Consider the following 24765-nt stretch of genomic DNA (forward strand, 5'->3'; position numbering starts at 1 on the left):
TTGCGACTGGCTGATCCCAGGAGCTGGGTGTTGCGCATGTTCCCGGCTCGGTCTTGCGGGCCGCAGCATGGCTGCCATTCCGTCGGGCCGGACGTATTCACAACACCTTGCAGAAGCTATCGTCGCCCGCTTCCCGCCGCTTCGCCTCTGGGCACGCGCGGTAGCCGGGGTGCAACCGGGTTAACCCCGCGACCACCATGGGATTGCACCCTTCCACACCACCCCCCAGAAAGCGAATTCCGCAGCGGGAAGAACGACCGGAGATGCGGGAGTCATGCTGCCGCCCGCGGGGGCCGCGGCGGAGGCAGCGGCTCCTGCTCGGCTTGGTCCGACGGGCGGCGCAGCAGCGACAGGAAGCCATCCACCCAGGCGCCCACCGTATTGCGTCGCAGCCCCTCCATCATGACCTCCCAGCGCGCACGCCGTTCGGCGAGCGGCATGATCAACGCCCTGTGCAAGGCATCGGCTGTTTCCTCCATGTTCAGCGGATTGACCCGCAGCGCCCCGGTCAGTTCCTGCGCCGCCCCGGCAAAGCGGGACAGCACCAGCACGCCCGGATCGTCGGGGTTCTGGCTGGCGACGTATTCCTTGGCTACCAGGTTCATGCCGTCGCGCAGGGGCGTCACCAGCCCGACCCGTGCGGTCCTGTTGAACCCCGCCAGCAATTCCCGCCGGTGGGTCCGGCCGACATAGCGGATCGGTGTCCAGTCGAACTCGGCGAAGCGGCCGTTGATGCGTCCGGCCGCCTGCTCCAGTTCGCGCCGCAGGGCCTTGTACTGGGCCAGGGCGGACCGGGAAGGCGGGGCGATCTGCAGAAGGGTAACGTTGCCGCGATGCTCCGGCCTTGTCGCCAGCAGATGTTCGAATGCCGCCAATCTGTGGGGAAGGCCCTTGGAATAATCCAGCCGGTCCACGCCGATGATCAGCGACCTGCCGGCCAGGCTGTCCCTCAATCGCCGGGCCTCCTCGGACTCGGCCGCTTCAGTCGACAGGGTCTCCATGGTGGGCGTGTCGATGCCGATCGGGAACGCGCCTGCGCGGAAGACGCGGCTGAAGGCAAGGATATGTCCGTCATCCGTTACCTCACCGCCTGCTTCCTCCCGGATATAGGACTGGAACGCGTGAAGGTCCCGGCGGGTCTGGAACCCGACCAGATCATAGGCCGCAAGCGCTTCCGTCAGCGCGGCATGTCCCGGCAGTGCGACAAGGACATCGGGGCTGGGCAGGGGGGTATGCAGGAAAAAGCCGATGCGGTTGCCGACGCCGAGCCGGCGAAGCTCCGAGGCCAGCGGGATCAGGTGATAATCATGCACCCAGATCACGTCATCCGGCTGTAGCAACGGCGCCAGCATGGCGGCCAGTCTGGCGTTCACGCGCAGATAGCCGTCGAACTCCTCCCGCACATAGCGAAGCAGATCCAGGCGGTAGTGGAAGATGGGCCAGAGCGCGCCGTTGGCATAGCCCTCGTAATAAGGGCGATGATCCGAGTGGCCGAGATCGACCGTGGCATAGGTGATGTCGTTGAGGGTGGTCAGCTTCGGTGCGGTGGATGTCGCCTCCGCCACCTGCCCGCTCCACCCGAACCAGAGCCCGCCCTTGGCCTGTAGCGCCTCGGTCAACGCGACCTCGAGACCGCCGGCGCGCCCCCCGCGGGAACTCGGCAGGCCGACACGATTGGACACCACGACGAGTCGGGACATGCGCACACTCCATTCTGGACGCGGCAGTCCTCGATGCTGACGAACAAGCAAGCGCAGACAGCCGCCCTTTCGACCGCAATGCGGCCGTGCGAACCTCCATGTGCCTTAGCAGTAGACAAAGAGAAGGGCCGGGATATCCGGCTCGGTTATAGTCCATGCTGCACGCATGAAATGTCAACCCGTACGTGGCAATACCAGCCGTAAGGGATGAAATCCTGGCGCGGAGCCTATGACGTGTGCCGGTATTTCGGGCGCATCCTCCGGATGTTCAGCGACGCTTCGGCCCGTACCGCTTACGCGCCGCACCGCGGAAACCTGCCTTCGGCGCCTTTTCCCTCCGGCGCCGGGCGGTTGAGGCCAGAATATCGGAGAGCCGGCTGCTGACTTCCGCCCGGCGCCTCTGCACTTCTGTGCGGTCGGGGAAGAGGGAGGGGAACTTGCGCGAGGCCCAGTAGTAGAGATCGCAGGTCCGCGACAGCTCCTCCAGCGACAGCCCGTCCAGCCGGTCGAAGCGCGCGGGAATGACGGTGCCGACGGGCACCGCTTCTCCCGTCTCCACCGCACGGGCCATGCGGTGGAAGAAGCGGGCATCGTTCTCCCTTTCCAGATCGGCAGGGATGAAGAGCAGGGCCAGCTTCTGCTCGAAGCTCATATCCCGGTCATCCAGGGCCTGGGCCAGTTGGCGCAGCGGGGCCAGATCGGCGACACGGAAGGGGGAGCCGGCTGTCTTTGCGGCGGCGAAGCAGTCCACCAGCAGGGACAGACTATGACTGCCGATGCGGCTGGCCAGCCTGTCCACCATGGCGCGGGTGGGCCGGACGGTGAGCTGGGTCTTCGGCCCGAATACCACGTCCGGGCGGTTCAGCAGCATGCGCAGGGCCTGCGGCGTGCCGCGCCCCACCACGCCGAACTCACCCATCTCATGATGGCCGAAGCGGCCGGCGCGGCCGGCGATCTGCTTCACCTCGGTGGATGTCAGTGGCCGTTGTTCCACGCCATCGAACTTCTCAAGCGCCGTGAACAGCACGCGGCGGACCGGCAGGTTCAGGCCCATGCCGATTGCATCGGTCGCCACCACCACGTCGGCCTCACCCGTCGCGAACCGCTCCGCCTCGCGGCGGCGCACATCGGGGGCCAGGGCGCCATAGATCACGGCGGCGGTCAGCCCACGGGCCAACACCGTGTCGCGCACGGAATGCACCTCCCTGCGGGAGAAGGCGATCAAGGCATCGCCCCTCTTAACGTCGCCCCATTCCAGCCGGTCTTCCATCAGGTGCAGCGGCTGCTTCCGCTCAAGCTCCACCACCTCCAGCTCCTCGCCCAGATGAGCGGCGGCTTTCTCGATCAGGGGCCGGGACTCGGGCGCGCCGAGCAGATAGACGGTGCGGGCCGGGGCACCCATCAGAGCCGCGGTCCAGGCCCAGCCGCGATCCTTGTCGGCCAGCATCTGCACCTCGTCGATCACCGCCACATCCACCGGATCGTCGGGATCGAGCATCTCGATGGTGGAGGCGACATGGCGGGCATCAGGAACCCTTATCTCCTCCTCGCCGGTCAGCAGGGTGCAGGGCGTGCCGTCCCGGTTCAGCCGGTCCATGATCTCCAGTGCCAGGAGACGCAGCGGGGCGAGGTAGATGCCGGTCTCCGCCCGCTTCAGCGCCTCCATGGCCCGGTGGGTCTTGCCGGAATTGGTGGGGCCGATGACCAGGACCAGCTTGCGGTTCAGGGAGCGGGCAAGGGGGAAGAGCCGCTCGAACCGGGCGAAGTCGAACTCAGTGTTGACGTAGTCGCGTCCGCGGGCAATGGCGCGGTCGTGCCGCCAGGTCTCCTCCACTTCTACCCAGCGGCGCAGGATGTCGTTGGGCTGGTGGTTGGTGCGGGTTACCTTCCACAGTCGCTCGGCAAGGTTCTCGAAGGTCCAGCTGTCATCGGCGTCGCCCACCGTGTCCTGAAGCTTCCAGAGCCGCTGGGCCACATCGCCCAACGCCTGCTCCAGCCGCTGGTGAAGTTGCGGGTCGCCGGTCAGGCGTGTGCGAAGCTCCTCATCCTCCAGTCCGGACAGCTCATCGATATCCACCGTCCTGGATGCCTCAAGCCGGATCGGGCCGGGCATCCCCGGCCAGTCCAGCGCCTCCATCATCCGCACCTTCAGCCGGTCCCGCGCTTCGGCCACTGTCAGGGTCACGTCGGTGCCCTCAAGAGCGCGGCGGCCCTGTTCCAGGATCGCGGCACGGCGTTGCGCGCGGTCGATCTGCGCCTCGATCTCCCGGACCACGGACTCTCGCCGCTCCGCCGGCACCAGCAGGTCGCGCCGGCCCTTCGGCAGCGGCAGGCCCAGCGGCGCCAAGCCCAGCGCATCCGCATGCTCGATCCGGTCCAGCCCGACCTTCTCCAAGGTCAGAATTTCCGGATGATGGCGGGCGATGGAAAAGATCAGATCGGGGTCGGCGGTGAGGATGCTGTCGTCCATCGGGGCAGGTCGGTCCTGTTCTTGTGGTCTGGCATCAGATGCACGCGGAATGGTGTTCCGCCAAGAGTAATGGTGCGGGCGATCCGATCCGGAAACGCGAGCCGGATATAGCAGACCGGCCTGATGGAACATCGGTGGCGGGCGTTAGTTCATGGCAAGCCCGCCGCCGATGGGGCGTCGGGTGACGGAATGCAGGCTGCAGGTGGCGGTGACAGCGGATCAGACAATCGTCTTCATCATCCTGGGGGGAACCCTGGGCCTGTTCATCTGGAACCGCTGGCGGTTCGATGTGGTGGCCCTCGTGGCGCTGCTGTCATCGGTCGTTCTGGGGGTTGTACCGGCGGACGAAGCCTTCGCTGGCTTCTCTGACCCGGCGGTGGTGACCGTGGCGGCCGTGCTGGTGCTGAGCGCCGCCATCCGATCCTCGGGATTCCTGGACATGGCGCTCAAGCCGCTGCTGCCGCGGCTGACCCATCCTGACGTCCAGGTGTTCGTGCTGGCCGGCATGGTGGCGCTGCTGTCCGGCTTCATGAACAATGTCGGGGCGCTCGCGGTCTTTCTGCCCGTAGCCTTGCGCGTCGCACAGCGGACGGGGCGGAGCCCGGCCGCCCTGCTGATGCCGCTGTCCTTCGCCTCCCTTCTGGGCGGGCTCATCACCCTGATCGGGACGCCGCCGAACCTGCTGATCTCCGGCGTCCGGAGGGACATGCTTGGAGAAGGGTTCGGCATCTTCGACTTCGCGCCGGTGGGCATCGGAGTAACGCTGGCCGGTCTGGTCATCATCACCTTCGGCTGGCGGCTGATCCCCACCGACCGGCGCGGCCGAGGCGCGCCGGAGGACACGTTCCGGATCGAGGACTACACGACGGAGGTGCGCGTGCCGCCGACCAGCCCTTTCGTCGGTCGCACCGTGGCCGATCTGGAGGAGGAAGGGGAAGGCGACCTGACCGTTTCGACCATCATCCGGGACCGGATGCGGGAATATGTGCCGCATGGGCACTGGATCATCCTGTCCGACGACATTCTGCTGCTGGAGGGTGATCCCAGCGTGGTGAAGCGCGTGGCCGATGCCGCGGAACTCGCCCTGGTCGGCGGGGAGGAGATTGCCGCCGACCCATCCGGCGGCGGCTATGGCGTGATGGAGGCCGTGGTCACCGACAGCTCCCCGATCATCGGCAGCTCGCCGGCGCAGCTTCAGCTTCGCCGTCGGCATGGGGTGAATCTGCTGGCCATCGGGCGGCGCGACCGGACGGAAATTTCTCGTCTGAACCGGTCCAAGATCAGCGCCGGCGACAAGCTTGTGCTGCAAGGCCGGCTGGAGGGGATGCCGGAAACCCTCTCCACCCTGGGGCTTCTTCCGCTTGCGGAACGGAATCTGCGCCTCGGCCAGCCCCGCCATCTCTGGCTTCCCGCGGCGGTGACGGGCGCAGCGGTCATCGTGGCTACGACCGGGCTGCTGCCGGTCAGCGTTACCTTCCTGGCGGCGGTGGTGGCGCTGGTCGTCAGCGGGACGCTGCCTCTGAAGGAAGCGTATGGGGCCGTGGAATGGCCTGTGCTGATCCTTCTCGCCGCCCTGATCCCGGTCAGCGAGGCCCTGCAGACTACCGGCGGGACGGAGCTGCTGGCCGGAGCGCTGGCAGAAGGAATGCGGGCATTGCCGCCGGTGGGGGCGCTGGCCCTCATCCTTGGCGCAACCATGCTGGTGACGCCGGTGCTGAACAACGCGGCGACCGTTCTGGTCATGGCCCCCATCGGGGTCGGGTTGGCCGGCCAGCTCGGCCTCAATCCCGATCCGTTCCTGATGGCAGTGGCCGTGGGGGCGTCCTGCGACTTCCTAACCCCTATCGGCCATCAGTCGAACACGCTGGTGATGAGCCCGGCCGGATACCGCTTCGGAGATTACTGGCGGCTGGGGTTGCCGGTGTCGCTGACCGTGCTTGCCGTGGCGGTGCCGCTGATCGCCTGGACATGGCCTTTGTCCTGAGACTGCTTCGCCGTCAGCGGTTCGGGATCGACGCGGCGGCTGTAGCGGTCCATCAGGCGCATGGTGGGCGTGACGGTGATCCCGTGCAGGACGATTGAAACCAGGATGACGAAACCCACCAGCGCCCAGAGCGGTGCTTCCTGCCCGCCCCAATCGGCCTCGTTGAAGGCGTAGGCCAGGTAGTACATCGACCCGACGCCTCGGATGCCGAAGAACCCGATGACGATGTTTTCAGGGAAGGGCCGGTTCAGCCCGATGAAGGATATCCAGGTTGCGATCGGCCGGACCACGAACAGGATCAGCATCCCGGCCAGCACGCCCCACCAGGTGAGGGGGGCCAGCAGGCCATGCGCGACGGCGCCGCCGAACAGCAGCAGGACGAGCATCATGAACAGCCGCTCCAACTGCTCGGCGAACTCATGCAGACGGGCATGGTAGCGGTTGTTGCGCTCCGCCCGCCGGAAGGCGAGCGCCGTGATGAACACGGCCAGGAAGCCGTAGCCGTGCGCAAGCTCCGTCAGCCCGTAGGACAGAAGCGTCATGGCCAAGGCCAGGAATCCGTCGCCCGTCGCCGACAGCCTGGCCCGGTTCGGAAGGTGGAAGGTCAGGTATCCCAGAACCCGCCCGATGACCCAGCCGATCACGATGCCCGCCGCCAGCTTCCAGGCCACGTCCACCGCCAGCCAATGCAGGAACCAGGGTTGCCCCACCGCGGCGCCGGGCGGCCCATCCTCCGGCGTGGCGGTCCCGGCATAGAGCGCCAGAGCCAGGGCCAGATTGGTGAAGGGGAAGGCCAGGCCGTCATTCAGCCCGGCCTCCGACGTGAGGCTGAAGCGGACTTCATCCTCCCTGCCAGTCCCCGGCGGACCGACCTGGACGTCCGAGGCGAGAACAGGGTCCGTCGGGGCCAGGGCTGCGCCGAGCAGGACCGCGGCCCCGATCGACAATCCAAGGAAAGACCAGCCTATCGCCGCCATGGCGGCGATGCTGATCGGCATGGCTATGCCCAGCAGCCGCCAGGTGATCGTCCAGCTTCGCCAGCCCAGAGGCCGGTCCAGTTTCAGCCCGCTGCCCATCAGGGCCACGATGACCAGCAGCTCCGTCATGCGCTCCGTCACATGGGGGTAGCGCATAGGATGCGGTTGATCCGCGGGAAAGACATAAGCGAAGAGCAGATAGCCGATACCGACGCAGAAGATCGGCAATGACAGCGGCAGCTCGCGCAGCAGCATGGGAAGCCATGCCACCAGCAGGATCAGCAGCCCCGCCCCGACGAGTACGAGGATATAGGGGTCCATTCAGTCTTCTTCAGCACCGGATTCGCGGGGGCGGGGCAATTATTGCCTATTGGCGCGGCGTCACCGTCCCCGGCATGGGACTTCCCAGGACGGCACGGGCCTCCTCCAGCCTTGCGGCGCATTGGGCCTCGTCGCCCTGCTCGGCAGCGGCGAGGGCCGAGCCGAGAAGCGATTCCGCCTGGTGCGCTACCGCGGTCTGGTCCTGCCCGGTCATACCGCCTCCCGGCACGCTGGAACCGCTGCCCGTCATGGGCGGCGCCGTCGGCATGGATGGTGTCGCCTCCGGCTCGATCACCGGGGTCTCACCCGTCGAGGGCGGCGCGATCACGCCGCCGGAGCGCTGGAGATCGCCGGCCGAAATCTCCGGGTCCCGCTCCCCCATGCCGGCGGGCGTCGAAGGGACGATGCCGTAACGCTCCGCCAGATCCGCCACCGCTTCGGGACAGGTGGACGGCGCTGCATGGCCCGTCGAGGCCAGGAGCGATCCGGCAAGTAGCGGAATGAGTACGCAAAGTACGCCTGCGCGGCTGGCCATGGCTGTTTCCTCCGATCTGTTTTGACTGGAACAGTGCTCGGCGCTCACGAGGTTCCATCGGCCTCGCAGAACTGCCGGAATGCCATGGTCAGGCTGGTCCGGATGGTCTTGGAGAGCACTTCCTGCGGCGGGCCGGTGAAGCGATGCTCCTCCACGATCGGTTCCTGTCCGCGCCGGGCCACGGCGATGTAGACCAGCCCCTGAGGCTTGCCGCAGTCGGGGCCGGGCCCGGCAACGCCGGTCACGGCGATGGCAATTGTGGCCGGGCCGGTGCGTTCCAGAGCGCCCGTCGCCATGCTGATGGCGACCTCCGGATGATAAGGCGTCTTCTCCTTCAGCAGTTCCGCGGGAACGCCGAGAGCGGCCGTCTTCATGTCCATGCGGTAGGTGGCATAACCGCCGGCGAACACGTCCGATGCGCCGGAGCAAGCGGCAAGACTGGCGCCAATCAGGCCGGCGGTGCAGGATTCCGCCGTCACCAGCTTGTCCCCGCGTCTCTGAAGGGCGGTGACCAGACGCTGGGCCATATGATGCAGGTCGGCCGGGAAACCCACCGGCTGTTCATTCTGGCGCAGCACCGCCGGGCGGAACAGACGCACATCCAGCGCATCCAGCGGGCCAAATCGATCGCCCTTGGGATGGTCCAGCCGGACAGGGCTCAGCCGTTTGAACCAAGTACGCCCCAGCCGCTTCAGCGCGGTTTGCAGCACACCGGCGGCATGGTCGTCCCCCTTGAACCCAAGCAAGTCCGGCAGTTCTTCGGGTCCGGCTCCCGGATTCTCGAACACGGCCTGGAGGATGGCGAAGACCATCAAGTCCCATTCCAGATAGCTGGAGCCGATCTGCGCCTCATCCCCGCCGCCGGTAATGCCCAGACCGTCGGTGGGCATGGCGCGCCAGGTCCGCTCCGGCACGCCCACGGCGCGGGCCATCCACGGCACCTCCCAGCTCTTCAGCAGGGACTGCACGGGAGCGAGGTCGCCGACGTCGCCATGAAGGGTCCAGAAGCCGGCGGCGAGTTCCGAAAGGTTGTCGGTGCTGACGACCAGCCCGCCATAGCGGTGCGCCTGATCGTACAGGGTGACCATGCGCAGGCGTGCGCGGATGTTGCCCCGGCGGATGCGTACGCCCTCGTCATCTCCCGAGGTCATGCGTTCATCCAGCCCGCCCAGCGCCGTGACCATGGCGCGGTATTGGTCCGTCAGGTCCAGATGCCTGTGTTCGATGTCCAGGGCGCTGCAGGCCTCGACCCCGCGCTCCGTCTCCTCCGGGTTCTGGTCGATGGGGAGGGTGTGGCCGACCACCCGCCAGCCGGCCCGTTTCAGCAGCGCCGCCGTCAGCGCGCTGTCCACGCCGCCGGACATTCCCAGCACGGCGGTCGATGCGCCAGTCTGATCCCGGTACGCTGCCAGATCGGCGGTCAACTTGTCGGTGACCTGCTCCAGTGCCTCTCCATCCAGATACAGCCCACGCTCGATCTGCCGGTCCAGCTCGGCCATGAACCAAGGGGAGAGGGGGGCCAGCCGGGCTTGGCGGCTGAGGTCCAGGATTTCCTCGCGAAGGTTCGTCATGGTTTTCTTGCCCGTCATCGCATTCTTCCCACCACAACGGACCGGAATGGGAAAACGGCACGGCGGGCGCTGCTGCCCTAACGCTCCACCGCCGTCTGCTCCAGACCGGCGAAGAAGGACATGATGGCGGGGCCGGCGGCATCGGGCCAGTTGTGGGGGTAGAACCGGCCTCCATAGGCATGGTCCTGCCCGTGCGGGCACCATAGGACAGGCATAGGCGTGTCGGGCGGGCCGAGCTGGCGGCAATTCATGCCGTAATCCGGGGCCGGGCGGGCGGATTTCGGTTCGAGGCCGTTCTGGGCCAGGAAGCTGGACAGGGCGCGCCGCCCCTCGCTGACCGGCACCAACTCATCCTTCGGATTGTGGATGACCATGGCCGCCACCTCGCCGGCGCAGGCGGTGGGCTGGATGCCGCCGCCGACCACGGCAACGCCGCGGATGCGGTCACCGCGCACGCAGGCCAGCGTGGCGGCGAAGGACGCCCCCAGCGAATGGCCGGTGACGAAGACACGGTCGGAATCGATGCAGTAGGTCCGCCCAACCTCGTCCAGCAGGCGGTCGAAGAGGGCGATGTCACGCAGGTTGCCAGCGCTGTCGCCGGGATCGGACCAGGAGAAAGTGCCATCCGCCTGCGTCAGCGCCTGGGGATAAATGAACAGCGTCGGCTCCTTCGCCGCCTCTTCCAGGTCGTAATAGCGCCGTACCTGCTCGGCCGCATTGGTGCGGCCATGAAAGGCGAAGACAACCTTCCGCCGCTCGCCCTCCGCCGGGGTTCCGCCCGCGGCCGCCAGGATAGCTTCCCGCTCCACGCCGTCCAACATGGTGCGGATCACGGTTCCCTCCTCTGGCGGTACCGCGGTCGGGCATGGTGGGGCCCGTGCCGCCGCAGGAAGCGCAAGCAGCAGAAGGAGAAGCATCGCGACTGCCCGGATGGTCATGGCTGCCCGGAATTGGTGTCACCGCCGGACTCAATAGCCCTTGCCCGGAAAGCGTTCCTGATGCGACGGGGCAGGGAGGTTCGGGGCGTTACCGCACCCGATGCAGTGCCGGACGGTGGTGCAGTGCAACGGCCAAGAGGCGTTACCGATTAGGAGCGCGTGAACAACAACTCTGCTTCTGCCTTCCTAAAGGGTGTCGTGCACCTCAATGAAGTGGGACGAGTTGATGAGTGATGGAGTGAGCGCCGCCGTCATGGACGGTGAGGCCGCCAACACCGGAACCATGCGGGCCGCGGTCGTTACCGGTCCGGGGCAGATGGCCGTCCGGCAGGTCGGGCTTCCCGAGCCGGGTCCCGGACAGGTGCGTGTGCGCCTGGAGGGATGCGGCGTCTGCGCTTCCAACCTGACCCCGTGGGAGGGGCCGGAATGGATGCAGTTCCCGACCGAGCCCGGCGGGCTGGGCCATGAGGGCTGGGGCGTTGTGGACGCCGTGGGCGACGGTGTCCAAGGGCTGGCCGTGGGGGACCGCGTCGCGGCCCTGTCCTACCATGCCTATGCCGAATACGACATCGCCGACGCGGATGCGGTGGTCCGCCTGCCGGACTCGCTGAAGGGCCAGCCCTTCCCGGGCGAGCCGCTGGGCTGTGCCATGAACATCTTCCGCCGCAGCGGGATCGAGGCGGGGCAGACCGTCGCGATCATCGGGATCGGCTTCCTAGGCGCCATCCTCACCAGGCTCTGCACCGATGCCGGGGCGCGGGTGATCGCCATTTCCCGCCGCCCCTTCTCTCTGGACGTGGCCCGGCGTATGGGGGCTGCGGAGGTGATCCCGATGGAGGATCACAACGCCATCATCGCGCAGGTGAAGGACCTCACCGGCGGCGTGTTCTGCGACCGGGTGATCGAGGCGGTGGGCAAGCAATGGCCCCTCGACCTCGCGGCGGAGCTGACCAGGGAGCGCGGCCGGCTGATCGTCGCCGGCTACCACCAGGACGGGCCGCGGCAGGTCAATATGTGGCTCTGGAACTGGCGCGGGATCGACGTGATCAATGCCCATGAGCGCGATCCCAAAACCTATATCGACGGCATCCGCCAAGCGGTGGAGGCCGTGGCCTCGGGCCGGCTCGACCCCAGTAGCCTTTATACCCACTCCTACAGCCTGGACCGGCTGGACGAAGCGTTGAACGCCACCCGCGACCGGCCGGACGGCTTCCTCAAAGCACTGGTGACGCCCTGATGAGCGAACTCATGACCGACACGCCGCGAGCGGCGGCAACCGACCGTCCGCGTATCGGCTTCCTCGGCGTGGGCTGGATCGGTCGGCACCGCATGCAGGCCATGCTGGAGACGGGCGCCGTGGAGGCCGCGGCCATCGCCGATCCTTCGCCGGAAATGGCTGCCGAAGCGCAGAAGCTGGCGCCGGGGGCGGAGCTGGTTGCGGACCTGGACGGATTGCTCGACGCCGGCGTCGACGGGGTGGTGATCGCCACGCCGAGCGCGATGCATGCCGAGCAGTCCATCCGCGCCCTGGAACGTGGCGTCGCCGTGTTCTGCCAGAAGCCGCTGGGGCGCACGGCGGCGGAGGCCAAGGCCGTGGTGGATGCCGCGCGCCGGGCCGACAGGCTGCTGGGCGTCGATCTCTCCTACCGCGCCACGGATGGGATGCGGCACATCCGCGAGATCGTGCAGCGGGGGGATCTGGGACGCATCTATGCCGTCGACCTCGTCTTCCACAACGCCTATGGCCCGGACAAGCAGTGGTTCTACGATCCGGCACTGTCGGGCGGCGGCTGCGTGATGGATCTCGGGGTCCATCTGGTCGATCTGGCCCTCTGGACTCTCAGCTTCCCCAAGGTCACCGACGTATCCGGAAAGCTGTTCTCCGGCGGTGAGCCGCTGGGACCCAGCCCGGACCGGGTGGAGGATTTTGCCGTTGCGACCATCGGGTTGGAGACGGGGACTGCGGTCCAGGTGGCCTGCTCCTGGCGGCTCCAGGCCGGCTGCGATGCCATGATCTCTGCCGCCTTCTACGGCACCCAGGGCGGGGCGGCGTTGCGGAACGTGGACGGTTCCTTCTACGACTTCGTGGCGGAGCGGTATCGGGGCACGTCGCGTGAGACGCTGGCGAGCCCGCCGGATGCCTGGGGCGGCCGCGCGGCAGCGGAATGGGCGCGGCGGCTGGCATCGGGCGACCGCTTCGATCCGGAGGCTGATCGGCTGGTGGAGGTCTCCGCCGTGTTGGACCGTATCTACGGACGGTGATTCGACGATGTAGATGTGATCTGAGTTACGGCGCAGGCGACGCTTCCGCCTGCGCCGTAACTGCTGTTGGACGGGGCACATTCCTGGGAGCGGTCATCGAGCGATTGAGTGTTCCAACCTCTTGACTCGTGAAGATGGAAACGACTTGGAACCGCAGGAAATCGCCTGTGGGTACTGTCGTTGCGCTGTGTTGTTCTGCTATAGTTCCGGTTTGGCCGCGGATTCGGCCTGTGAGGGGCGGGATGGCGCGCGGCGGCTTGAGACGGCAGATACGATCGATGCTGAGCTGGCTCGGCGTCGTCGTGTTTGGTGCAGGCGTCGCCGGGGTCTCGTCACCCCAGCCCGACATCCACCAGAGCATACAATCCATCCTCCCTGAATCCATCAGGAAGCTGATCCCGACCGTTGCAGACCCGATTCGTGACCGCTTGGCCTGCGAGCGGGCGGTGGAGTTGCTGTTCAAAGCGGATTCCAGGTCTGAGCGGGCAGAGGCCGCAGCCATCGTGGATCATCTCGACTGCCATCTGGCAGAGCATGTCGCGCAGATGGGCAACGCCAACTCCCGATAAAAGCGGTCTGACAAACCGGACGCGTGAGTCGGGATTGATAAAGGCAGAAACCAAACGAGCAACAATGGGCAGCCATGGGTCCACATGGTGCCATGGCACCAAATCGGTGCGCGCCTGCCGAGCCGCGCCGTGCCGACTCTGATCCGATGTATAAGCTATCCAGGAAGAGATTGGCTGGGGGACTAGGATTCGAACCTAGACTGGCGGAGTCAGAGTCCGCTGTCCTACCGTTAGACGATCCCCCAACCGGGTCGATGACTGTCAAAACTCCGCCGCTTGGGCTCGGTTCCGGCTGGTGCGGTGTTGGCCGCGCCGTTTGCCGTCGGTCATCGTGTGGGGCGGGCTTCTAGCACAGGGTTTCAGGCTTGTGAACCCCTTCTGTTCAGAAATTTTTTTGTCATGAACCGGCGCGGTGCCGCAGTTTGGCGGCCGGGGTCCTTGCACATGGCGGGCCATGCGCTACCATGAGGGATAGGCATGGCTGCATGCCTGCGGCGATCCGGTGAATGGGGCGGCGAGTCCGCCCCGGCGGAGGACAAGTGGACGCGGCGGTCGCATCAGAGTCGTTCCAGCCCCAGAGCGCTGAGTCGAGCGCGTGCGGCGGCTGGCAGTCCGAGCCAGGGGAAGCGCCCTGGCGCCGACGCGCGCCCGTACTGGCGGCGCTCGACCTGGGGACCAACAACTGCCGCCTGCTGATCGCAAGGCCCCAGCGCGACGGATTCAGGATCATCGATGCTTTCTCCCGCGTCGTGCGGCTCGGCGAAGGGCTGACGCGCAGCGATCATCTTTCCGATGAAGCCATGGGGCGCACGGTTTCCGCCCTGAAGGTCTGCCGGTCAAAGATGGATCGGCGCGGTGTCACACTGGCGCGCGCCGTGGCGACCGAAGCCTGCCGGCGGGCGGGGAATTGCCGGGAGTTCCTTGAGCGGGTCCAGAGCGAGGCCGGGCTGGATCTGGAGATCATTTCCACCCGGGAGGAGGCGCGGCTGGCGTTGAACGGCTGCGCGCCGCTGCTGAATCCGTTCCTGCAGCACGCCATCGTCTTCGATATCGGCGGCGGCTCCACCGAGCTGATGTGGATTCGCATCCAGCGGGGGCGGCCTAAACTGATCGACCAGGTCTCCATCCCGCTGGGCGTGGTGAACCTGACTGAGCTGCATGGCGGCGACCGGGTCACCCAGGCCGATTATCAGGCCATGGTCGGCCGGGTCGCCGCGGCGATCGCGCCGTTCGAGCAACGCAATCACATCTCGGACATGGTGCGCGCCGGGCGGGTCCAGATGCTGGGAGCGTCCGGAACCGTCACGACCTTGGCCGGCATCCGCATCGGGTTGCAGCGCTACGACCGGTCCAAGGTGGATGGGACCTGGCTGCCGCGCACAGACGCCCGGGATATCAGCCGCAAGCTGTTGGAGCTCGATTATCTGGGTCGGGCCGAATATGCCTGTGTCGGACGCGACCGGGCCGATCTGGTCATTGCCGGCTGCGCCGTGCTGGAAGCGATCTGGGACCTCTGGCCGGTGTCGCAACTCCGCATCGCGGACCGCGGGGTACGTGAGGGTATCCTGTTCGATCTCGCCGCGTCCGCCCGCCATCGGGATTGAGACTGAGCGGCCCGGCGGCGCGGGACGGGCATGCCGCGTCAGTGCTTGCCTTTGGGCGCGTCTCCGCCGATATGGCAGAGCCAGTTAAAAGCCCTCCGCCCGCACCGGATCAAGCAGAAGTCCCATGAATAAGAAATCCTCCGGCAGTGGCACGGTCCCGACCGGCCGCCAGACCGCCGTCCGGGTGAAGACCGCCAAGCGCCGCTCGGTCTCCTCCGCCCGCTGGCTTGAGCGGCAGTTGAACGATCCCTATGTGGCCGAGGCCAAGAAGCGCGGCTATCGCAGCCGGGCGGCGTTCAAGCTGCTTCAACTCGATGAGAAGTTCGGGTTCCTGAAGCGCGGTCAGCGCGTGGTCGACCTGGGCGCCGCGCCCGGCGGCTGGGCCCAGGTGGCGGTGGAGAAGGGGGCGGCGAAGGTCATCGGCATCGACCTGCTGGAGGTGGAGCCGGTTCCGGGCGCCACCATCATCCAGATGGATTTTCTGGCCCCGGACGCGCCGGACCGGCTGAAGGAGCTGCTGGGCGGCGAGGCGGACATCGTCATGTCCGACATGGCTGCCAACACCACCGGCCATCCGCCGACAGACCATCTGCGTATCATGGGCTTGGCGGAGGCGGCCTATGCCTATGCGGAGGAGGTGCTGGCGCCCGGCGGGGTCTTCATCTGCAAGCTGTTCAAGGGCGGGGCCGAGAAGGAACTGTCCGACGCGCTGAAGCGCAACTTCGCCACGGTGCGTAATGCCAAGCCGGCCGCCAGCCGCGCGGACAGCGCCGAGAGCTATATCGTCGCCATCGGTTTCCGCGGTGGGGAGCAGGCGGCGGACAAGGCGTAAACCGCAACCCTTCCCCCCATATCTGGTGTCTTCACTTCCCGCCGCCCGTGTGTATAGTGCGGCGAACCTTGTGATCCGGGACGTTGGCAGCTGTTGGGCGTGAGTGCCCTGCGGGGCCGCGGCCCATAGCCCTATTCGACGTGCGGCGGCATCGTGGAGCGCGATCCCGCCGGGGAGAGAAGGTTCATGACGCTGCCCGCCCGAAGCGACCGTATCCGCGAAGCCCTGACCTTCGACGATGTCCTGCTGGTCCCGGCGGAGTCGAGCGTCATGCCGGCCGAGGTCGACACCCGCACTCGCCTGACCAAAAACATTGAGCTTGGCATTCCGCTGATGTCCGCCGCCATGGACACGGTGACGGAATCGGCCCTGGCCATTGCCATGGCCCAGGCCGGCGGCATGGGCGTCATCCACCGCAACATGGATATCGAGCGCCAGGCGGAGGAAGTCCGCAAGGTGAAGCGGTTCGAGAGCGGCATGGTGGTGAACCCCATCACCATCCAGCCCGACAACACCCTGGCCGACGCGCTGCAACTCATGGCCCATCACCGCATCTCCGGCATTCCGGTGACGGATGCGGCCGGCAAGCTGGTAGGCATTCTCACCAACCGCGACGTCCGCTTCGCCACCAACCCCCATCAGCCCGTGTCCGAGCTGATGACGCGGGAGAACCTGATCACCGTCCGCGAGGGCGTCGATCGGGTGGAGGCCAAGCGGCTGCTGCACACCCACCGGATCGAGAAGCTGCTGGTGGTGGACGACGATTACCGCTGCGTCGGCCTGATCACGGTGAAGGACATCGAGAAGGCCCAACTCCACCCCAACGCCTGCAAGGACGACAAGGGCCGGCTGCGCGCCGCCGCGGCCACCGGCACCGGTCCGGACGGGCTGGCGCGGGCGGAGGCGCTGTTCGATGCGGGCGTGGATGTGCTGGTGGTCGACACCGCGCACGGGCACAGCCGCAAGGTGGCGGACGCCGTCGGCGCCGCCCGCAAGCTCAGCAACTACACCCAGATCGTGGCGGGCAACGTCGCCACGGCAGCGGCGGCGAAGAGCCTGATCGACGCCGGGGCGGATGCGGTGAAGGTGGGCATCGGCCCTGGCTCCATCTGCACCACCCGCATCGTGGCCGGCGTCGGCGTGCCGCAGCTCACCGCCGTGCTGGACGTGGTGGAGGAGTGCCGGCGCCATGGCGTGCCGGTGATCGCCGACGGCGGCATCAAATATTCCGGCGACCTCGCCAAGGCCATTGCCGCCGGCGCCGATGTCGCCATGCTGGGCAGCCTGTTCGCCGGCACGGATGAAAGCCCGGGCGAGGTAATCCTGTACCAGGGCCGCAGCTACAAATCCTACCGCGGCATGGGCAGCGTCGGCGCCATGGCCCGCGGCTCCGCCGACCGCTACTTCCAGGCGGAAGTGACCAACACGCTGAAGCTGGTGCCGGAAGGCGTGGAAGGCCGTGTGCCCTACAAGGGGCCGATCAACGCCGTGGTCCACCAGCTCATCGGCGGGCTGCGCGCGGCCATGGGTTATACCGGCTGCGGCACGATCAAGGACATGCACGAGAAGACGGAGTTCGTGCGGATCACCAATGCCGGCCTGCGCGAAAGCCATGTGCACGACATCACCATCACCAACGAGTCACCGAATTACCGGCCGGGCTGAGGATCGATGCGTAGGTCGGTCGCGCCCAGGCGCGGCCGACAGCGCCCGGTAAGTGTCGGCCACGCTTGCGCGTGACCGACCTACGGGAAATTTTGTCATAGGCGGATGGTTCGGAGCGTGGCATCGCCGTTTGCCAAGCTCAGGGAGAAGCCATTTCGCGAGTTGCGCAGGTTTATGGGCGGCCTCACCCCGAGCTTGTCGTAGGGGCACGGCTGCTCCAGCCGGCAAGGGTTATTCATGCTCCAGATCGACTCCCCCCAGAACCCGCGCTACCGCACTTGGCTTTCCCTGCTGGAGGGTCGCGGCATCCGCAAGGCGCGGCGGTTCCTGCTGGCGGGGCTGAAGACGGTGCCGGAGGCCCTGGCGCGCTGGCCGGAGCGGTTCGGGGAGCTGCTGACGGACGATCCGGCAAGGATCGAGGGCTGGAGCCTGCCGGCCAACGTCCAGCCGGTGCTGCTGGCGAAACCGCTGTTCCGGGAGCTGGATGTGTCCGGCACACACGCGCCGCTGCTGGTGGGCACGGTGCCGGAAATGCCTTCAGCAAACCTGTCCGCCGCCCCGAAGGGGCTGGAGCTGGTCTGCGCCCTGTCCGATCCCAGCAATCTCGGGGCCCTGCTGCGCAGCGCCGCCAGCTTCGGCGCGAGCCGGGTGGTCCTGCTGGAGGAGGCGGCGAACCCGTTCCATCCGCGGGCGACCCGTGCCGCCAGCAACGCCCTCTTCGAGTTGGAACTGGCGCGCGGCCCCCGCTTCGCGGAGCTGGGCGACATCGCCGGGCCGGTCTTCGCATTGGATGCTGGCGGCGAGGATCTGTCCCGGCTGGACTGGCCCTCCGACCTGCGCCTGATATTGGGGGAGGAGGGGCAGGGCGTGCCGGCAAATCTTTCTGCCCGCCGCCTGACCATCCCGACTACCGGCAGCGTCGAAAGCCTGAACGCCACGGTGGCCGCCAGCATCGCGCTGTTCTCCTGGTACAGCCGTCGTTGAGACGCAGGTTCAGATTATTCGTCTGCCTCCCGCGCCGCTCATCTGTTAAACCCCTGCTTTTTTCCGCATCGCCCGAAGTGAGTATCCGTCCATGACCCCTGCTGCGCGCTTCCAGGCGGCCGTCGAGCTGCTGTCCGAGATCGAGGCCACGGCGCGTCCGGCCGATGCCGTCACCAGCTTCTACTTCAAGAACCGCCGCTTCATCGGGTCCAAGGATCGGCAGGAGGTCTCCTCCCTGGTCTACTCCGTGATCCGCCACTGGGCGCGGCTGCACTGGTGGCTGGAGCGGGTGGACGGGCTGCCGAAGAGTGCGGTGAAGACGGATGCCGATTCCCGCGCGCTGCTGCTGGCCGAGGCGCTACTGATCCAGGGGCGGCGGGCGGACAGCGTGTCGGGCCTGTTCAATTCCGTGAAGTTCGGGCCTGCCCCGCTGACCGATGCGGAGCGGAAGCTGCTGCGCGACCTCGACAACCACACCGTCGACCATCCGCAGCAGCCGGAGCGCGTGCGCGCCGAGGTGCCGGAATGGGCGGAGGAGCCGCTGCGCGCCACCTTCGGCGAAAGATTCGTTACCGAGATGTCGGCGATGCTGGGGGAGGCGCCGCTGGATCTGCGCGTGAACCCGGTCAAGGCAACGCGCGAACAGGTGATCCAGGCGCTGACGGATGCCGGGCTGAAGGCAGCGCCGACCTCACTGTCGCCCTGGGGCGTGCGCTTGCGCTCCCGCTTCCCGGTCGCCACCTTGCCGGCCTTCAAGGAGGGCTGGTTCGAAATCCAGGATGAGGGGTCCCAGCTCGTTTCCCTGATCGCCGATGCGCAGCCCGGCATGCAGGTCGTGGATTTCTGCGCTGGTGCCGGGGGCAAGACTCTGGCCATGGCTGCGATGATGGACAATCGCGGCCGGGTCATGGCGACCGACGTGCTGGCGAACCGCCTGGAGCGGGCGAAGGAGCGGTTCCGCCGGGCCGGCCTGCACAATATCGAGACCCGCGGCCTCTCCAGCGAGCGGGACCCCTGGGTGAAGCGGCACAAGCGCAAGTTCGACCGGGTGGTGGTGGATGCGCCCTGCACCGGGACCGGCACCTGGCGGCGCAATCCGGACAGCCGCTGGCGTACGCTGGGGCCGGGGTTCGAGGAAATCCTGCCGCTCCAGGCCAATATCCTGGACAGCGCGGCCCGGCTGACGCGGCCCGGCGGACGGCTGGTCTATGCCACCTGCTCCCTTCTGCCGGAGGAGAATGAGCGGCAGGTGGAGGCGTTCCTGGCCGGACATCCGGATTTCGAGCTTCTGCCGATGGAGAAGGCCTGGCCGGAGCGGCTGGGGCCTGTGCCGGCCAGCGGCGATCATCTGCGCCTCACCCCCGCCCGGCACGACACGGACGGCTTCTTTGCCGCCGTGATGGTGCGCAAGGAGGAGGTGGTTGAGGCGGATGAGGATGCTGCGGCGGAGTGACCCGGCACTGCCGAAGGCCACTCGCCCACAGTACCGTTCCCTGGCATTCTGAATGCGGCGGGTCTGCGGGCCCGCCGCCCCGGACCAGGGAGAACGGCCATGGGCGGAGATGTCATGGGCCCCGCGGGGGCATATATCCGGCAAGCCACGCCCGCGGATGCGGGCGGCATTGCCTCCGTTCATGTGGAAAGCTGGCGATCCACCTATGCCGGCATCCTTCCTGACGACTTCCTGGTGCGTCTGTCGGTTCCGGCCTACACTGCGCGCTGGCGGCGGCTGCTGGGTGAACGGGAGGGCGGGCGGCGCACCCTTATCGGCTTGACGGCAGAGGGCATCCCTGTCGGTTTCGCCTCCTGCGGGCCGCAACGCACCTCGATCCATGGCTATGCGGGTGAGTTCTACGCCATCTATCTGGCCGACCATGTCCATGGCGCGGGTTGGGGGCGTTACATGCTGGGAAGCATGGCGCAGGAGCTGCTGAAGGAAGGCATGCGGTCCGCCGTGGTCTGGGTGCTGCGGGAGAATCCCTCCCGCTGGTTCTATGAACGGATGGGCGGTCAGCTCCTGGCCGAACAGCCGATCAGCTTCGCCGGAGCCCGCCTCACCGAGGTCGCCTATGGGTGGGAGGATCTGGTTCCGCTCTCCCGCTGTGGCGCCGGCCCGCGGGTCTGGTGAGTGGCGGGCATCCATCGTCCTTGATCTGCATGCCCCATAGGCATGACGCAGCGGCACCCGTCTGGCGCGCGTCCTGGCCTTGCGCCATAGTGGCGGCCGGTCCGTTCTGCCGGACCCAAGGTTTGGACGGGAGGACGCCGGATGGGTGCGTTGCGCGGCTTCATCGCCGTGGTGGACGGGCTGAATGAGTGGATCGGGCGCGCTGCCGCCTGGCTGACGCTTGGAACCGTTCTGGTCTGCTTCGCCGTTGTGGTGCTGCGCTACGGATTCGGCAGCGGCTATATCTGGCTTCAGGACCTCTATGTCTGGCAGCACGCGGCCGTGTTCATGCTGGGGGCCGGCTATACCTTCATCCATGGCGGCCATGTGCGCGTGGACGTGCTGTATGGCCGTGCAGGCCCGCGCCGCCAGGCATGGCTGGATATCGTCGGAACGGTGGTTTTCCTGCTGCCCTGGCTGGTGGTGCTGGCCTGGATGAGCGGACCGTTCATCCTGTCGAGCTGGCATATCCGGGAGGCGTCGGGCCAGACCGGCGGGCTGCCGGGCGCCTATCTGATGAAGACCCTGATCTGGGTGTTCTGCGGGCTGGTCGGGCTGCAGGGGCTGGCCCTGATCGCGCGGCGCGTGCTGTTCCTGGCGGGCGATGAAAGCCACGCCCCCGCAGCCGGGCATTAGGGGCGGGCGCGCATCATGGACCCGGCTCTGATCGGTGAAATTCTCGCCATCCTCATGTTCCTCGGCACCATCGGGGCGGTGCTGCTGGGATATCCGGTCGCCTTCACCCTGGCCGGGACGGGATTGATCTTCGCCCTGCTGGGCCAATGGCTGGACGTGTTCGATCCCGCCCTGCTCACAGGCCTCGCCAATCGCTACTTCGGCACCATGATGAATGAGGTGCTGGTGGCGGTGCCGCTCTTCGTCTTCATGGGCGTGATGCTGGAACGGTCCCGGCTGGCGGAGGACCTGCTGACCACGATGGGGGAGCTGTTCGGGAACCTGCGCGGCGGGCTCGGCATCTCCGTGGTGCTGGTGGGCACGCTGCTGGCGGCCAGCACCGGCATCGTTGGGGCCACGGTGGTGACCATGGGGCTGCTGTCGCTGCCGGCCATGGTGCGGGCCGGCTACGACCCCAGGCTGGCAGCGGGCGTGATCTGTGCCTCGGGCACGCTGGGGCAGATCATTCCGCCCTCCACCGTGCTGATCTTCATGGGCGACATGCTCCAGGGCGCTAACCAGCAGGCGCAACTCGCCATGGGAAATTTTGCGCCGGCCCCCATCAGCGTGGGGCAGCTTTTCGCTGGAGCCCTGATACCCGGCGTGGTCCTATCGTTGATGTATATGGGCTGGGTGGTGCTGAAGGCGGTATTGGACCCGCAGAGCTGCCCGGCGCTGCCGCTGGACCCGGCGGCACGGGCGGCGCTGCCGCGCAAGGTGCTGGTCTCGCTGGTTCCGCCGCTTCTGCTGATCGTGGCGGTGCTGGGATCGATCCTGACCGGCATCGCCTCGCCAACCGAATCCGCCAGCGTGGGCGCCGTCGGGGCCATGCTGCTGGCGGCGACGCGGCGGCAGCTCACCCTCCCGATCCTGCGGGAGGTGATGCGCAGCACGCTCACCATCTCCTCCATGGTGTTCGTCATCCTGCTCGGGGCCTCGGTCTTCAGCCTGGTCTTCCGCGGGCTGGGCGGGGAGGAGCTGGTGCACGACGCGCTCACGGCCATGCCGGCCGGCAAGTGGGGCGCGCTGATCGCGGTCATGCTGCTGATGTTCGTGCTGGGCTTCTTCCTGGATACGTTCGAGATCATCTTCATCGTCGTGCCGATCACCGCACCCGTGCTGATCCGGCTGGGGGTGGACCCGCTGTGGCTCGGGGTGATGATGGGCATCAATCTGCAGACCAGCTTCCTGACCCCGCCCTTCGGGTTCGCCCTGTTCTATCTGCGCGGCGTTGCGGGAAAGCTTGTCAGCACGGTCCAGATCTACCGCGGGGCGGTGCCCTTCATCGGCATCCAGCTTCTGGCCGTCGGCTTGGTTCTGGCCGTCCCGCAGACGACCCTCTGGCTGCCGAACCGGCTGTTCGAAGCGCCCGTCCGGACGGCGACGGTTCCGGTCGCTGTGCAGGCCCCGCGGGAATCCGCCGCTCCATCTGGCGGAGCAGGTTTCGAGGAGGAAACCAGCTTCGATAACCTATTCGGGGAGCCCGAGCCGGGAACCCGGCCGCCGCCGGATTGGGGCGACCGGTTCGACAATCTGTTCGAGGATTGAGCAGCCGGCCTATGTGCCGAAGCTCTGCACCAGGCTGCCCACCACCAGATACCAGCCATCCACGAGCACGAAGAAGATCAGCTTGAAAGGCAGGGCAACCATGGTGGGCGGAAGCATCATCATGCCCATGGCCATCAGCACGCTGGACACCACCATGTCGATGACCAGGAAGGGCACGAAGATCAGGAAGCCGATCTCGAAGGACCGCTTCAGCTCCGACAGCATGAAGGCGGGGATGACGACCTGAAGCGGGACATCCTTCGGGTCCGCGACCGGCGGCGTCCTCGAGATGTTCATGAACAGCTCCAGGTCCCGCTCCCGCACATGGGTCATCATGAAGCCGTGGAACGGCTCCACAGCGCGGGAGAACGCGGTCATCTCGTCGATGTCCTCGTTGATCAGCGGCTGGATGCCGTTCTGCCAGCTCTGCTGCAGGACCGGCGCCATGATGAAGAAGGTCAGGAACAGGGCAAGGCTGACCAGAACCTGGTTCGGCGGCACCTGCATCGTGCCCATGGCGCTGCGCAGGAAGCTCAGCACGATGGTGATCCGCACGAAGCAGGTCATCATCACCAGGATGCTGGGCGCCAGCGACAGCACCGTCAGCAGCGCCACGAACTGGATGATGCGGCCGGTGGTGCTGCCGGTCTGGTCGCCGAGATCGATGGACAGGCTCTGCGCCGCGGCCGGACCCGCCCAGACCGCGAAGCCGGCCAGAAGCAGGACGAGCGCCGCCGGCAGCAGGCGGCGCAGAGAGGCCGGCAGATCGTGGGCGAGGCGGGTCAGCATGGTCATGGCCGTTCAGGTCCCCGCGCCGAGGCGTCGGATTTCAAGGCGTCGGGGGCAGCGGTTTCCTGCCCGGCGCGCACCAAGGCATCGTCGAAGCTCTCCGCCGCCTTGGCAGGGATTCCGGATTCCACCACAAGGTCCTTGTCGATGCCCAGCAGCAGCAGATGCTCCACCCCGTCCCGGCGCACCAGGACGAGACGCCGCCGCGCATCAAGGCCAAGCACTTCGACCACGGAAAGGCGGCGAACGCCCTTCGCCCGGCTGATCGCCAGCCCCGCGCTGGGACCATAACGGCGTAGAAGCAGGGCGAACACGCCCACCAGCCCAAGCACAAAGGCCAGGGCCATCACGAACCGCAGATAGTCGGCGATGTTCATCGGCTTCCCCGCGGCGCGGCGGGACCGGTCATGGCAGTGGTCAGAGCCGGATTCACGTTTCCTCCGTCCTGCGGTAGGCCGCGGCGGCGCGCTTGCGGGCTTCCGGCGTCTCCTGCTGGGGCAGGGCCGCGCCGTGAACGGAGGTCAGTTCGCCGGCGATGGCGTCCAACTGCTCGACCAGCATGTCAAGGGCAGGCAGGAGCATCCGGGCTTCCGGGGCAGGAAGAGCGACCACCGCCTCCAGCGTCTGCTGGACCTCCCGGTCCAGTCCGGCAAGGTCCACCATCCGGCCAGCGCGGACCAGATCGGCGCTGTTGGCCAGAACCTGCCGGAGCCTGTCCAGGGCGCGGGCAACATCCTCGGCTCCGCCCGGCGCGGCTGTCTCACTGCTCATCAAGCGCTCTCCGAATTGGCGGACGGGGCGGTGCCATTGGCGCGGTAGAGATAGGCAAGGATTTCCGCCACGGCGGCGATTGCTTCCACTGGAATCTCGCTGTCCACATCGATCACGGACAGGATTTCCGCAAGATCCGCATCCTCGCGCACCTTCACTCCGCTGGCGAAGGCCAGTTCCAGAATCTGTTCCGCCATGGCCCCGCGGCCGGTCGCCACGATGCGAGGAAGGCCGCCATTGGCGGGGTCGTGGCGCAACGCCACGGCGACCTGCCGCCGCGCGGACGGCCCCTGGCCGCCCTGCTGTTCCTCAATGGGTTTTTCGGCGGTCACGTTCGAACGTTCCTGGGGCGCTTCGCGGAAAACTCGGCCAGATGGTGTCGCCGATGCTGTCCAATTCAGCT

At 67.1% G+C, this 24765-nt stretch carries 22 protein-coding genes and 1 tRNA gene; 12 read left to right on the forward strand and 11 right to left on the reverse strand.

What is annotated here, in order from left to right; all coding sequences use genetic code 11:
- Positions 1 to 272: 272 nt before the first annotated feature.
- Both DOL89_RS05320 and DOL89_RS05325 read right to left on the reverse strand, forming a co-directional pair.
- Positions 273 to 1700, reverse strand: coding sequence for an alpha,alpha-trehalose-phosphate synthase (UDP-forming) (locus tag DOL89_RS05320; protein ID WP_119678203.1), 1428 nt, complete (start codon positions 1698 to 1700; stop codon positions 273 to 275).
- A 268-nt stretch (positions 1701 to 1968) separates the two neighbouring features.
- Positions 1969 to 4170 (reverse strand): helicase-related protein, encoded by a 2202-nt coding sequence (locus tag DOL89_RS05325; protein ID WP_119678204.1) that lies wholly within the window; start codon positions 4168 to 4170, stop codon positions 1969 to 1971.
- 151 nt (positions 4171 to 4321) lie between these two features.
- Between DOL89_RS05325 and DOL89_RS05330 the strand changes: the two genes are divergently transcribed.
- Positions 4322 to 6154, forward strand: a complete 1833-nt coding sequence (locus DOL89_RS05330; protein WP_225889904.1) for an SLC13 family permease — start codon at positions 4322 to 4324, stop codon at positions 6152 to 6154.
- Here DOL89_RS05330 and DOL89_RS05335 read toward each other — a convergent pair.
- The 4 genes from DOL89_RS05335 to DOL89_RS05350 are packed head-to-tail and all read right to left on the reverse strand — an operon-like array spanning position 6070 to position 10391.
- Positions 6070 to 7452, reverse strand: coding sequence for a cation:proton antiporter (locus tag DOL89_RS05335; RefSeq protein WP_119678205.1), 1383 nt, complete (start codon positions 7450 to 7452; stop codon positions 6070 to 6072). The two genes, DOL89_RS05330 and DOL89_RS05335, sit on opposite strands and share 85 nt — an antisense overlap.
- Positions 7453 to 7498: 46 nt before the next feature.
- On the reverse strand, positions 7499 to 7987 hold the full coding sequence (locus DOL89_RS05340; protein WP_119678206.1) for a hypothetical protein: 489 nt from the start codon (positions 7985 to 7987) through the stop codon (positions 7499 to 7501).
- Between the two features lie 44 nt (positions 7988 to 8031).
- Positions 8032 to 9576 (reverse strand): NAD(+) synthase, encoded by a 1545-nt coding sequence (nadE, locus tag DOL89_RS05345; RefSeq protein ID WP_205574647.1) that lies wholly within the window; start codon positions 9574 to 9576, stop codon positions 8032 to 8034.
- 59 nt (positions 9577 to 9635) lie between these two features.
- Positions 9636 to 10391, reverse strand: coding sequence for an alpha/beta hydrolase family esterase (locus tag DOL89_RS05350; RefSeq protein WP_162937344.1), 756 nt, complete (start codon positions 10389 to 10391; stop codon positions 9636 to 9638).
- Positions 10392 to 10722: 331 nt separating this feature from the next.
- Between DOL89_RS05350 and DOL89_RS05355 the strand changes: the two genes are divergently transcribed.
- From DOL89_RS05355 to DOL89_RS05365, 3 genes are all read left to right on the forward strand, one after another.
- Positions 10723 to 11733 carry an MDR/zinc-dependent alcohol dehydrogenase-like family protein gene (locus tag DOL89_RS05355; protein ID WP_225889905.1) on the forward strand — a complete coding sequence of 337 codons (1011 nt, stop codon included), beginning with the start codon at positions 10723 to 10725 and terminating at the stop codon, positions 11731 to 11733.
- The gene (locus tag DOL89_RS05360; protein WP_225889906.1) at positions 11733 to 12758 is read left to right on the forward strand and encodes a Gfo/Idh/MocA family protein; all 1026 of its coding nucleotides are present in this window, start codon (positions 11733 to 11735) and stop codon (positions 12756 to 12758) included. Before DOL89_RS05355 ends, DOL89_RS05360 begins: the two co-directional genes overlap by 1 nt.
- A 278-nt stretch (positions 12759 to 13036) precedes the next feature.
- The gene (locus DOL89_RS05365) at positions 13037 to 13327 is read left to right on the forward strand and encodes a hypothetical protein (RefSeq protein ID WP_162937345.1); all 291 of its coding nucleotides are present in this window, start codon (positions 13037 to 13039) and stop codon (positions 13325 to 13327) included.
- A 171-nt stretch (positions 13328 to 13498) separates the two neighbouring features.
- On the opposite strand, the gene DOL89_RS05370 is transcribed toward DOL89_RS05365, so the two are convergent.
- Positions 13499 to 13572: transfer RNA gene (locus DOL89_RS05370), tRNA-Gln, on the reverse strand.
- 294 nt (positions 13573 to 13866) lie between these two features.
- Between DOL89_RS05370 and DOL89_RS05375 the strand changes: the two genes are divergently transcribed.
- The 8 genes from DOL89_RS05375 (at position 13867) to DOL89_RS05410 (ending at position 22802) form a co-directional block, all read left to right on the forward strand.
- Positions 13867 to 14931 carry a Ppx/GppA phosphatase family protein gene (locus tag DOL89_RS05375; RefSeq protein WP_225889907.1) on the forward strand — a complete coding sequence of 355 codons (1065 nt, stop codon included), beginning with the start codon at positions 13867 to 13869 and terminating at the stop codon, positions 14929 to 14931.
- Between the two features lie 124 nt (positions 14932 to 15055).
- Entirely contained in the window at positions 15056 to 15763 is a 708-nt protein-coding gene (locus tag DOL89_RS05380; protein ID WP_119678210.1) for an RlmE family RNA methyltransferase, read from the forward strand.
- Between the two features lie 186 nt (positions 15764 to 15949).
- Positions 15950 to 17428 (forward strand): IMP dehydrogenase, encoded by a 1479-nt coding sequence (guaB, locus tag DOL89_RS05385; RefSeq protein WP_119678211.1) that lies wholly within the window; start codon positions 15950 to 15952, stop codon positions 17426 to 17428.
- Between the two features lie 237 nt (positions 17429 to 17665).
- Positions 17666 to 18412: a TrmH family RNA methyltransferase gene (locus tag DOL89_RS05390; protein ID WP_119678212.1), complete on the forward strand. Its 747-nt coding sequence runs from the start codon at positions 17666 to 17668 to the stop codon at positions 18410 to 18412.
- Between the two features lie 91 nt (positions 18413 to 18503).
- Positions 18504 to 19865, forward strand: a complete 1362-nt coding sequence (locus tag DOL89_RS05395; protein WP_119678213.1) for an RsmB/NOP family class I SAM-dependent RNA methyltransferase — start codon at positions 18504 to 18506, stop codon at positions 19863 to 19865.
- Positions 19866 to 19964: 99 nt separating this feature from the next.
- Complete coding sequence (locus tag DOL89_RS05400; protein WP_225889908.1) at positions 19965 to 20540, forward strand: GNAT family N-acetyltransferase; 576 nt, start codon at positions 19965 to 19967, stop codon at positions 20538 to 20540.
- 141 nt (positions 20541 to 20681) lie between these two features.
- Positions 20682 to 21215 (forward strand): TRAP transporter small permease subunit, encoded by a 534-nt coding sequence (locus tag DOL89_RS05405; protein WP_119678214.1) that lies wholly within the window; start codon positions 20682 to 20684, stop codon positions 21213 to 21215.
- Between the two features lie 15 nt (positions 21216 to 21230).
- Complete coding sequence (locus DOL89_RS05410) at positions 21231 to 22802, forward strand: TRAP transporter large permease (RefSeq protein WP_119678215.1); 1572 nt, start codon at positions 21231 to 21233, stop codon at positions 22800 to 22802.
- A 9-nt stretch (positions 22803 to 22811) separates the two neighbouring features.
- Here DOL89_RS05410 and fliP read toward each other — a convergent pair whose 3' ends face one another.
- Genes fliP through DOL89_RS05430 form a run of 4 tightly spaced genes read right to left on the reverse strand, consistent with a single transcriptional unit; the run spans position 22812 to position 24694 of the window.
- Positions 22812 to 23597 (reverse strand): flagellar type III secretion system pore protein FliP, encoded by a 786-nt coding sequence (fliP, locus tag DOL89_RS05415; RefSeq protein ID WP_404813480.1) that lies wholly within the window; start codon positions 23595 to 23597, stop codon positions 22812 to 22814.
- Positions 23594 to 23968: a flagellar biosynthetic protein FliO gene (locus DOL89_RS05420; RefSeq protein ID WP_119678216.1), complete on the reverse strand. Its 375-nt coding sequence runs from the start codon at positions 23966 to 23968 to the stop codon at positions 23594 to 23596. The genes fliP and DOL89_RS05420 overlap by 4 nt, the downstream gene beginning before the upstream one ends.
- Before the next feature lie 52 nt (positions 23969 to 24020).
- Positions 24021 to 24362 carry a hypothetical protein gene (locus DOL89_RS05425; protein ID WP_119678217.1) on the reverse strand — a complete coding sequence of 114 codons (342 nt, stop codon included), beginning with the start codon at positions 24360 to 24362 and terminating at the stop codon, positions 24021 to 24023.
- Positions 24362 to 24694 carry an EscU/YscU/HrcU family type III secretion system export apparatus switch protein gene (locus tag DOL89_RS05430; protein ID WP_162937346.1) on the reverse strand — a complete coding sequence of 111 codons (333 nt, stop codon included), beginning with the start codon at positions 24692 to 24694 and terminating at the stop codon, positions 24362 to 24364. Before DOL89_RS05430 ends, DOL89_RS05425 begins: the two co-directional genes overlap by 1 nt.
- Positions 24695 to 24765: the final 71 nt, after the last annotated feature.

Source organism: Indioceanicola profundi, assembly GCF_003568845.1.
GTDB lineage: Bacteria > Pseudomonadota > Alphaproteobacteria > Azospirillales > Azospirillaceae > Indioceanicola > Indioceanicola profundi.